Raw genomic sequence first — 10,977 nt, 5'->3', positions numbered from 1 at the left:
ATTATGGCCTGAGATGGCGGGCGGCAGGGAATACGTGTCTGCATAATACTCCAGCGCGCCTGCTTCGCCATAGTTTTGGGTAAATACAGAGGTGAGAGCCTGCTCCTCTGCCGAAAGGGCCTTATACACACCAGCGACTTCCTGTGCGAGCTCCTGCCAGCCAAAGCGGTCGGCATAAAACTGCGGCAGCTCTTTTAGCGCTTTCCCCTCTGCATTGGCCTGGGATACCCCAAGGGTACTGGTATACGCAATGTAGGTGGGCACTGGCAGCAGGGGCCTGGCCAGAGGCGCCAGTAGCAGCGAACTCAGCGCTATTCCTCCCACCAGCGCCCAGTACAACATCCTGCCCCTCCCCTTGCGCAGGCGGGCTTCCAGCCATACCGCCCCTGCCGCCAGCAGCATGGGGAAGGCCGGCGCCAGGTACTCGGATTTGCTGCGGCCATTGAGCAGCAGGATCAGAAAAACCACCAGAAACACGACGCCCAGCAGACGGTACTGCCGGCCCAGCGGGTGCACCAGCAGGTAGTAAAGCCCCGGCAGCCAGATCAGCACCGCAAGGGGATTAAGCTGCAGCAAGAGCCCCCCCAGGAAATCGGCTCGGGTAATGCCGGCATATTTATAGGTAACTGCATTGTGCATAAACTCCAGATGGGGAAAATCATGGGCTGCATTCCAGAGCACAAAAGGCAGGAAGATCAGCATTGACAGTGCAGCTGCCAGGTAGGGATAGGGGGTCCGCAGCTGCTGCCGCAGGGGGCTCAGCAGGATGCCCACAGCAAGGCCTGCGCCCAGCCACAAAAAGCCTACTTTATTAAGAAGGCCCAGACCCAGAAGCACGCCCAGCAGCAGCCATTTGCCCGGGCTGGGTGCCTGTATAAGCCGGATAAGCTGATAGGCTACCGCTGCCCACAGAAAGATATCCAGGCTGTTCATGGAATAAAAGCTGCCCATGGCCAGCATGATGGGGGCACCCATCACCGCCACCCCTGCCAGCAGAATGGCACGCCAGCCACCCCCCAGCTGCTGCACCATGGCCCCGCTCAGCAGCACGGTACCGGCCAGAAACAGGGCCGGCAATACGCGCAACGCCACCAGGGAATCGCCCAGCAGGCTGCTTTGCAGGGCCAGCAGAAAAACAGAAAGCGGCGGATGGTCTACATAGCCCCAGGCAAGGCGCTGACTACAGGCCAGGTAATAGAATTCATCCCGGAAGATCCCATAGCCATCGGCTACATTGGCCAGCAGCTGGAACAGGAACAGGGCCAGACCCATGCCCAGAATCAGGCTGTTGTTTTGAGAGAGGGTGGCCCGCCGCTGCCCTGGGCGTAAAACTGCTTGCATGAGTGCTTATGAAAATGTGTGTGAAATGTGCATTCAACCCTTTTACCTGTGCAGGCGGCCTGCAGCATTCATACCCCTTTCTCCCAGCTTCATCTCCTTCTCCCTGCGCGCACACGACCCCTCATTTTCCTTCTAGTCAGTTTAATTTCAAAAGAGTGATGTAGCCCAGCAGGGCACCTGCAGGCTTAAATATAGAAAAATAACCTACGTTCACCGCCATAGCATCTGCTGCCTGCGACCCAACTTGCAGAAACAAAAAAGCCAGCCCCCTTCCAGGAACCGGCTACATGGCAAAGCAGCCTATTTTACAATACCCCCTTGGTACTGGGCAGGTTCTGGATGCTGTTGATATCGCGGCGAATGGCCATGCGAATGGCCTTGGCCAAGCCCTTAAAGATTGCTTCTATTTTGTGGTGTTCATTTTGCCCTTCGCATTTGATGTTGAGGTTACAGCGGGCGGCATCGGCAAAGGACTTAAAGAAGTGGTAGAACATTTCGGTAGGCATGTCCCCTACTTTCTCCCGCTTGAATTCGGTTTCCCACACCAGCCAGGGGCGTCCGCCAAAGTCCAGCGCTACCTGGGCCAGGGCATCATCCATCACCAGCGAAAAGCCGTAGCGCTCCATGCCCCGCTTGTCGAAGAGGGCTTTGGCGAAGCCTTCGCCCAGGGCCAGGGCCGTATCTTCTATGGTGTGGTGCTCATCTACCTGCAGATCGCCTTTGGTACGCAAATAGAGGCTAACGCCACTGTGGCGGGCCAGCTGGTCCAGCATGTGATCAAAAAAGTGCAGGCCGGTCTGTATATCTGCCTTGCCCTGCTCATCCAGGCGCAGGATCAGCTCAATTTGCGTTTCCCTGGTGTTGCGCTCCAGGCGCACCTGCCGCAGGGGCAACAGGAGGTGGTGCACAATCTCCTTCCAGCTGGTGGCTATGAGTGCGACCCCCTCAATGGGTTCGGTACCAATAAAGATCGCCTTGGCGCCCAAATTCTTGGCCAGCTGAATATCGGTGTGGCGGTCGCCGATCACATAGGAGTTGGCCAGGTCATACTCACCGGCCAGGTAAGCCCCCATCATGCCGGTGCCGGGCTTTCGGGTATCCAGCCCTTCATGCTCAAAGCTGCGGTCTACCAGGATATCATCAAAGGTCACCCCCTCGCCTTCCAGCGTTCTCAGCATTTTATTGTGGGCCGGCCAGAAGGTATCTTCCGGAAAACTGTCGGTACCCAGGCCATCCTGATTGGTGACCATCACAAACTCATACTCGCTCAGCTCCCGCAGCTGGCGCAGGCCGCTGATGGCGCCGGGCAGAAACTCCAGTTTTTCCAGCGAATCGACCTGAAAATCAAGGGGTGGCTCCACGATGATGGTGCCGTCCCGGTCTATAAAAAGGGCTTTTTTCTTCATGACTATGTTACTAATGACAGGTGCAGAAACTGTCCTTACCGGACAGTTGGGAAAGGGGGAGAAAGCTCCAGCGTTTCGAAAACCCCGGAGGCTTTAGGTCCGCTGTTTATATTGCCTGTTTTTCTTTTACTGAAAAGGCTGCCAGCGCTTCCAGCAGTTGCTCGTTCTCGTTGGGGGTGCCTACAGTGATGCGCAGGCAGCCTTCGCACAGCTGCACCCGGGAGCGGTCCCGCACCACAATGCCCTTTTCCAGCAGAAAATCATAGAGCGGGCGGGCTTCCTGCACTTTAACCAGCAGGAAATTAGCTTCTGAGGGGTAAACCTTTTCAACGATGGCCAGCTGGGGTAGCCGTTGCTCCAGCTGCTGGCGCTCAAAAAGGGTGAGGGCCAGCTGGCGCTTCATTTTATCGCGGTTGGTAATGGCTCTAAGGGCGTACTGCTGGCTTAGCTGGCTGATATTATAGGGGGGTTTGATCTTGTTCAGGATCTCAATAAGCTCCCGGGAGGCAAAGGCCATACCCAGCCGGAGGGCCGCCAGCCCCCAGGCTTTGCTGAAGGTTTGCAGCACCACCAGATTGGGAAATTCTTCCAGGCGGCAGGTCCAGGAGTCTTCCCTGCAGTAGTCGATATAGGCTTCATCTACCACCACCAGGCCCGGAAATTCCTGCAGCAGCTTTTCTACCGCTACCCGGTCCATCAGGTTGCCGGTGGGATTGTTAGGTGAGCAGATAAACAGGATCTTGCTGTTTCTATCCGTATTTGACAGCACAGCATTGGCATCCAGGCTAAAATTGGGGCGAAGCAGCACCTCCCGCACCCCTACCCCATTGATGGTAGCACTAACGCTGTACATGCCATAGGTAGGCGGCAGTATGAGGATATGGTCCTGGCCGGGCTGGCAAAAGGCCCGGATCAGCAGGTCAATGGGCTCATCAGAGCCATTGCCCAGAAAGATCTGATCGGCGGGTACTTCCTTCAGGCGGGCCAGCATGCGCTTCACCCGGCGCTGGTGCGGATCGGGGTAGCGGTTAAAATCTTCGGCCGTGGCCGAGCCAAAGCTGTTTTCGTTAGCATCCAGGTACACCTGGGCCGTGCCCGAAAACTCATCCCGGGCCGAGGAATAAGGCGTAAGATTGCGGAGGTGCGGCCGCAGCAGGCTGTTGATATCAAACATTTTCGGTAAGGGCGTTTAAACGAACAGTTACGGCATGGGCATGGGCGTGCAGGTGTTCGGCCTCGGCCATGGCCTGTACCACGGGCCCCAGGCGCACAATCCCTTCGGGGCTCAGCTCCTGAAAGGTGATCTTCTTCAGGAAGCTATCAAGCGAAACGCCGCTGTAAGCCCTGGCAAAGCCACTGGTGGGCAGGGTATGGTTTGTACCGGAGGCATAATCGCCTACCGACTCAGGGGTATAGTGGCCCAGAAATACAGAACCAGCGTTTATGACCATTTCTGCCACTTCACTGGCATTTTTTACAGCCAGAATCAGGTGCTCGGCCGCATAAAGGTTTAGAAACTCCATGGCGTCTTTCTGCTTTTTCAGGATCACTACCCGGCTGGCGGCCAGGGCCGCTTCGGCCATTTTGGCCCGGGGCAGGTCCTCCAGCTGTTTGCTCAGCTCGTCATTTACGGCCTGGGCCAGTTCCAGATCGGCCGTTACCAGCAGCACCTGGCTATCGGCCCCATGCTCGGCCTGAGAAAGCAGATCGGCCGCAATAAAGGCCGGGTTGGCAGAAGCATCGGCCAGGATGGCCACCTCCGAGGGGCCTGCAGGCATATCAATGGCTATGCCTTTTTGGGCAGCCACCAGCTTGGCGGCCGTTACATACTGATTGCCGGGGCCAAAGATCTTATCCACCCTTGGAATGGTTTCGGTGCCGTACATCATGGCAGCAATGGCCTGGGCCCCGCCTGTTTTGTATATTTTGCTAATGCCCAGCAGGCTGGCAGTATAAAGGATGGCAGGATGCACCCTGCCACTGCGGTTAGGGGGCGTGCAAAGCACTACTTCCCTGCAGCCGGCAATGCGGGCGGGTATGCCCAGCATCAGCACGGTAGAAAAAAGCGGGGCGGTGCCGCCGGGCACATACAGGCCCACCCGCTCTATGGGTACGCTTTTGCGCATGCAGCGCACGCCGGGCATCACCTCCAGGCTAAGAGGAGGCACCTGCTGAGCCTTATGAAAGAGCTCAATATTATGCAGGGCCTGTTCAATGGCCTGTTTAAGCTCGTCCTCTACCTCATCGGCAGCGGCTTTTATTTCTTTAGCGCTCACCTGCAGATCATCCAGGTGCACCAGATCAAATTCAAGGGCAAATTTAAGCAGCGCACTATCGCCGTTGCGCTCCACTTTTTTCATGATGGGCTTTACAATCTTGCGCACCTTTTTGAGGTTTACGCCAGGGCGCTGCACAAGCTTGTTCCACTCTTCCCGAGGCGGATTCATTACGATTTCCATGCGGGCACGTTTGGTTAAGGCTAAAGGTATAAGTTGAGATTATAAAATCATTTTTTCAATAGGCACTACCAGAATTCCTTCGGCGCCGGCGGCTTTCAGCTGGTCAATCACTTCCCAGAACTCATCTTCCTGTATCACAGAATGAACGGAATTCCAGCCTTCTTCGGCCAGCGGCAGCACCGTGGGGCTGCGCATGCCTGGCAGTATACGGATAATTTCTTCGAGAGATTTTTGAGGAGCATTCAGCAGGATGTATTTGTTCTTCTGGCCCTTCTGCACGGCATTGATGCGAAACAGCAACCGCTCCAGGATCTCCTGCTTGGCCTGGGAGAGCTGGCGGTTGCGGATCATCACCGCCTGGGAGCTAAAAATGGTTTCTACTTCCTTTAAGCCGTTCATGAACAGGGTACTGCCCGAGCTTACAATATCGCAGATGGCATCGGCCAGGCCAATGCTGGGGGCAATCTCTACCGATCCGCTAATAACATGCAGCTGGGCCTCAACCCCCCTTTTGCTCAGGTAATCGCCCAGAATCTTGGGGTAGGAAGTAGCAATATTGGCCCCCTGCAGATCTTCAATTCCGGTGTACTCCACATGCTTGGGCACCGCCAGCGACAGGCGGCATTTGGAAAAGCCCAGCGGCTTGGCTACATCCACCTCCCGGCCGGTTTCGTACCAGACGTTTTCGCCTACAATGCCCACATCGGCCACGCCGTCTTCTACATAGCCGGGAATGTCATCGTCGCGCAAAAACAGGAACTCCAGGGGGAAATTGAGGGCATCGCTCTTAAGGGTGCGCATGCCGTTGGTGATCTTGATGCCACACTCCTTGATGAGTGCCAGCGAATCTTCACTTAGCCTGCCACTTTTCTGAATGGCGATTCGTAATTTTTCCATAAAAGGGATCGAAATACCGGCACAGCGGTAGTAGAAAACAAGATGTAGTAAAGGAAAAAAAGAGCTTTGCGGGTGCCTGGATCAGGCATGATGGGGGTATGCTGCAGCGCCATGATGGACTGCGGCATGCGAATGATGATGGTGATGTAGGTGCAAAGCGTACATGTGCAGGCAAAAATAAGCAAGTTTTTGATATGCGCAAGAAAAAAGCACCTATCGGGGGATAGATGCTTTTCTGGCGCCCATATTACTTCTTGGCTTTGGAAGATTTGTCTTTGCCAATCTTGTTGGCCCGCTCGGCAGCCCGGTCTACGGTGCCCAGCTGGCTTTCTTCTATCTCAAATGCGCGTGGTTTATGCTTTTCCAGGTAGGATGAGAGCATCCAGCAATTTTTTTCCAGGTCGCCCACATAGCCGCCCAACATGTCAATGGTGCCTTCGTCTTCGGCTTCGGAGGCTGCTTTGAGCACATCGCGTCCCAGCTGAATAAGTACGGAATAATCATTAAGCACCTCATTGACCATCTGGGTGTGGTTGAGATCTTCGGGGCACTCCTTGATCTTGGAGATTTTGAGGTATTCCGATAGCTGGCTTACGGGGCGTACCCGCAGGGTAAGAATGCGTTCGGCCAGATCGTCTATTTTTTCATTGGCGTCGGTATAGAACTGCTCAAATTTATCGTGCAGCACAAAGAAATCCTGGCTCTTGAGGTTCCAGTGAAAATTGCGCAGTTTCTGGTAGTGCAGCTGGTAGGCAGCCAGCATGCTGTTGAGGTTTTGCGCTACTATCTCTACTTTCTTTTTGTCAAGATGTAAATAATCCATAGGTGTCGTTTGGTTTATGTATATAACCCCTGAAGGCGCCTATGGTTTAGCCAGGCTGCCCGGAAAAACCGAAAAACCGAGGGTAACCAACAGGCCTTAGCCCCCTGCCTTTTTGGCCTTATAGCCCATTTGCTGCAGCAGGCCCAGTACCTGCTCCCGCTTATCGCCCTGGATGATAATCTCCCCTTCTTTGGCCGAACCCCCTACGCCGCATTTGCTTTTAAGGGTCTTGCCAAGCTCACTCAGATCGGCCTCGGTGCCCACAAAGCCGGTTACCACGGTAGCCTGCTTGCCCCCCTTGTGACGGTCCAGGAGTACTTTGAGGTTTTGCTGCTGGGGTGGCAGCGTTGCCTGCTCCTGCCCGCCCTCCTGCTGGTAGGCAAAATCGGGATTGGTGGAGTAGACTACGCCGGTTCGGTTTTTATTTTTTGCCATGGTTGTTGGTTGGGGGGTATGGGGTATGGGGTATGGGGCTTGAGCTATGGGAGTATCGTCTGTGTCTGCACGAGCACACGGCTCAGCAGGGGGTAACGATTTTATATGTGGCTGCCAACCCGGATCTTCTCAGGCTGCCAGCAGGTGGCCCAGGCCAAACAGCAGCACAAACAAGAGGGTGCTCAGAGCCATCTGCTTGAGAAAGGGGTCCAGGGCCGCTGCTTCTGTATACTTGTATACGGCTCTAAGGTTGATGAGGATTAGCGGCGCACTTAGCAAAAACAGGAGCTGCCAGGGCGAGCGAAAGTCCAGCAGCACAAACGCCAGGGCTGCCAGCAGGCCTCCTATCAGCAGCAGGGCATGGTACAGAACAGCTTTTTGCCGGCCAATGCGTACCGGGATGGAGCGCTTACCCGCCAGGGCATCGGACTGTATATCGCGGATGTTGTTTACATTGAGCACGGCCGTAGAAAACAGGCCGCAGGCGCTGGCCGGCAGCAGCAGGGACCAGCTAAGCCACTGGGCATGTAGGTAAAAGGTGCCCAGCACCCCTACCAGCCCAAAAAAAAGAAATACGCTGATATCGCCCAGGCCGGCATAGCCATACGGCCTGCTGCCCGAGGTGTAGGTTATGGCGGCCGCTATGGCCAGCAAGCCCAGCCCAAAGAAAAAGAAGAACACCTCCCGCACAAAGCCTACCGAACTATAGAGCAGGTAGAGCCCGCTAACCAGCGACAGCAGCCCAAAAACAAGCATGGCGGTGCGCATGGCCCGGGCAGTGATCAGCCCTGCCTGCACGGCCCGCTGTGGCCCCTGCCGATGGGCGCTATCAGCCCCATGTACACTATCGCCATAATCATTGGCCAGGTTGGATAAGACCTGCAGAAATATGGTAGTGATGGAGGCCCATACCACCACGCTCCAGCTAAAAGTGCCGTAATAGGCCGCCAGAAAACTTCCCAGAAAGATGCTGGCAAGCGCCAGGGGCAAGGTACGAGGCCTGGCGGCTGATACCCAGGCAGATGCTGATCCGTTCATACTAAGCTAGTAGGCTTGCGCTACACACTATAGGGGGTAACATCCCCCTTCCTTATGCTTATAATTGTGACAAGATAGGATCATCCATAGGATTTACACCGCTGGGGTAAAAGCCTATTACCTTTCCTTCTTCATCAATCAGGTATTTGGAGAAGTTCCATTTGGGTGCTTCCCCACTTTGCGCTTGAAGCCACTGAAACAGGGGGTGCTGGTCGCTGCCCTTGACAGACACTTTTTCAAACATGGTAAAGCTTACTCCATAGTTCTTCTGACAGAACAGGGCTATTTGTTCATTGCTGCCAGGCTCCTGGCCGCCAAAGTTGTTGGCCGGAAAACCCAGCACCGTCACCTTAGCACCATGCTGCTCATGGAGCGCCTGCAAATCTTTGTACTGAGGGGTAAAGCCGCATTCGGAGGCGGTGTTTACGACCAGCACTTTTTTGCCACGGTACTGTGTAAAATCCACTTCCTGGCCATCAAGCGTTTTCAGCTTGAAATCATAAAAAGTTTGTGTCATGGGTGTTTGTACGTGCATTGCCTGCTGTGCCTGGGTTTCCTGATTGTGGGAACAGCCCAGGGAAATAAACAGCAGAAGTGTAATAACCAGATACTTCATTTTCAGAACATTTCTACTACGTGTTAAAAATGGGTGGCCTTATTCAGTTGGCTTATAGTGTACCCTGCTGGATACAGACCCTTACCCCCCATAGCACACACCTCATAGTATCCCATACCCCTCTTACATTCGCTCAGGCACCTCTATGCCCAGCAGGCTCATGCCATGGCGCAGGGTACGGCCTACGGCAGACGACAGCGCAATGCGGAAATCCCGCCGCTGGCTATCTTCTGCATTGAATACGGATACTTCGGTATAGAAACGGTTAAATTCTTTGGCCAGATCATAGACATACTGAGCGATAAAGGAAGGCGCGTAGGCCTCGCCTGCGGTGCGGATCTGCTCCGGGTACAGGCTCAGCTGATAGATCACCTCCCGCTCGCTGGGGTGCAGGTCTGTAAGGGCGCTCACATCCACATCCTGAAAGCCTATCCCCATATCGGCTGCCCGGCGCAGCAGCGAAGCGATACGGGCATGGGTGTACTGGATAAAGGGGCCGGTATTGCCCTGAAAATCGATGGATTCCTGCGGATCAAAGAGCATGCGTTTTTTGGGATCTACCCGCAGCAGGTAGTATTTCAGGGCGCCCAGGCCCAGCATTTCAAAGAGTTTGCCGGCTTCCTCAGGGCTCATACCGTCTACTTTGCCCAACTCCCGGGTGTAGCGCTCGGCGGTCTCTTCCATTTCCCGCACCAGGTCATCGGCATCTACCACGGTACCTTCACGGCTCTTCATCTTGCCGGAGGGCAGGTCTACCATGCCGTAGCTAAGGTGGTAGTTGCCAGGCGCATAGGGACGCCCCAGCTTTTCCAGGATCAGAAACAGCACTTTAAAGTGATAGTCCTGCTCATTTCCCACCACTACCAGGGATTTTTCCATGCCAAAATCCTTGTACTTGAGGTCGGCAGTGCCCATGTCCTGGGTTATGTACACCGAGGTGCCATCGCCGCGCAGCACCAGTTTTTCGTCCAGGCCATCGGCCGTGAGGTCTATCCAGACAGAGCCCCCCTCCTTTTTAAAGAAAATGCCTTTTTCCAGGCCCTCCTCCACTATGTCCTTGCCCAGCAGGTAGGTCTCGGATTCGCGGTAATATTTATCAAACTGAACCCCAATTTTGGTATAGGTCTCTTCAAAGCCCTTGTACACCCAGCTGTTCATGGTTTCCCAGAGGTTTACCACCTCGGGTTTGCCGGCTTCCCACTGGCGCAGCATTTCCTGTGCCTGCAGCAGCAGGGGGGCTTTGGTCTTGGCCTCTTCCTTATCCATGCCCTGTCCTACCAGTTCCTCAATCTGCTGGCGGTAGTGCCGGTCAAACTCCACGTAGTACTTGCCTACCAGGTGATCACCCTTAATGCCACTGCTCTGGGGGGTCTCGCCCTTGCCAAATTTTTCATAGGCCAGCATGGACTTGCAGATATGAATACCCCGGTCGTTTACCAGGTTTACCATGCTAACCTCATAGCCGCAGGCCTTGAGGATCTGCGAGACCGAGTAGCCCAGAAAGTTGTTGCGCAGGTGGCCCAGGTGCAGGGGCTTGTTGGTATTGGGCGAGCTGTACTCTACCACCACCTTGCTGCCACGGGCCGGCAGCTGGCCCCAGCTGGCATCGGTGGCCAGGGTCTGAAAGGTGCTTAGCCAGGCGCCATCGGCAATGACCAGGTTCAGAAAGCCCTTTACCACATTAAAGTCCCGCACCAGCTCGCTGTGCTCTTTGAGGTACTGGCCCAGCTCCTGGCCGGTTTGCTCAGGGCCTTTTTTGCTCAGGCGGGCATAGGGAAAGGTTACAAAGGTATAGCTGCCCTCAAACTCTTTACGGGTGGGCTGCAGCTTAAGCTCACTGAGCTCGGGCGCCTGCTGGTAAAGGGAAAGAAAGGCCTGGTGCAGGTGGCTGAGAAGGTCCTGTTGGATGTACATGAAAAAAGGGCGTTTGGCTTGGGGCAAAAATACTAAAAAAGGGCGGAA

General features: G+C 55.0%; 10 protein-coding genes. All 10 read right to left on the bottom strand.

Annotation, left to right across the window (positions count from 1 at the left end; translation table 11 throughout):
• On the bottom strand, positions 1-1,341 hold a 1,341-nt coding region (locus ADICEAN_RS00525; RefSeq protein ID WP_051068757.1), incomplete at its 3' end, for a glycosyltransferase family 39 protein.
• Between the two features lie 305 nt (positions 1,342-1,646).
• Positions 1,647-2,747, bottom strand: coding sequence for a bifunctional histidinol-phosphatase/imidazoleglycerol-phosphate dehydratase HisB (gene hisB / locus ADICEAN_RS00520; protein WP_009193525.1), 1,101 nt, complete (start codon positions 2,745-2,747; stop codon positions 1,647-1,649).
• A gap of 106 nt (positions 2,748-2,853) precedes the next feature.
• Positions 2,854-3,921 carry a histidinol-phosphate transaminase gene (gene hisC / locus ADICEAN_RS00515; protein WP_009193524.1) on the bottom strand — a complete coding sequence of 356 codons (1,068 nt, stop codon included), beginning with the start codon at positions 3,919-3,921 and terminating at the stop codon, positions 2,854-2,856.
• Entirely contained in the window at positions 3,914-5,206 is a 1,293-nt protein-coding gene (hisD, locus tag ADICEAN_RS00510; RefSeq protein ID WP_009193523.1) for a histidinol dehydrogenase, read from the bottom strand. Before hisD ends, hisC begins: the two co-directional genes overlap by 8 nt.
• A 39-nt stretch (positions 5,207-5,245) precedes the next feature.
• A complete protein-coding gene (gene hisG / locus ADICEAN_RS00505) occupies positions 5,246-6,103 on the bottom strand; it encodes an ATP phosphoribosyltransferase (RefSeq protein ID WP_009193522.1) in 858 nt (285 codons plus the stop codon).
• A 247-nt stretch (positions 6,104-6,350) separates the two neighbouring features.
• Positions 6,351-6,926 carry a Dps family protein gene (locus ADICEAN_RS00500; RefSeq protein ID WP_009193521.1) on the bottom strand — a complete coding sequence of 192 codons (576 nt, stop codon included), beginning with the start codon at positions 6,924-6,926 and terminating at the stop codon, positions 6,351-6,353.
• 96 nt (positions 6,927-7,022) lie between these two features.
• Positions 7,023-7,361: a translation initiation factor gene (locus tag ADICEAN_RS00495; RefSeq protein WP_009193520.1), complete on the bottom strand. Its 339-nt coding sequence runs from the start codon at positions 7,359-7,361 to the stop codon at positions 7,023-7,025.
• Positions 7,362-7,490: 129 nt separating this feature from the next.
• Complete coding sequence (locus ADICEAN_RS00490; protein WP_009193519.1) at positions 7,491-8,399, bottom strand: 1,4-dihydroxy-2-naphthoate polyprenyltransferase; 909 nt, start codon at positions 8,397-8,399, stop codon at positions 7,491-7,493.
• Positions 8,400-8,457: 58 nt separating this feature from the next.
• Entirely contained in the window at positions 8,458-9,015 is a 558-nt protein-coding gene (locus ADICEAN_RS00485) for a glutathione peroxidase (protein WP_009193518.1), read from the bottom strand.
• A 123-nt stretch (positions 9,016-9,138) separates the two neighbouring features.
• Positions 9,139-10,929 (bottom strand): arginine--tRNA ligase, encoded by a 1,791-nt coding sequence (gene argS / locus ADICEAN_RS00480; protein ID WP_009193517.1) that lies wholly within the window; start codon positions 10,927-10,929, stop codon positions 9,139-9,141.
• Positions 10,930-10,977 lie beyond the last annotated feature (48 nt).

It is taken from the genome of Cesiribacter andamanensis AMV16 (assembly GCF_000348925.1).
Taxonomy (GTDB): domain Bacteria; phylum Bacteroidota; class Bacteroidia; order Cytophagales; family Cyclobacteriaceae; genus Cesiribacter; species Cesiribacter andamanensis.
The sequence above is the reverse complement of the archived record's forward strand: the minus strand, read 5'-3'. Positions and strand labels throughout refer to the sequence as shown.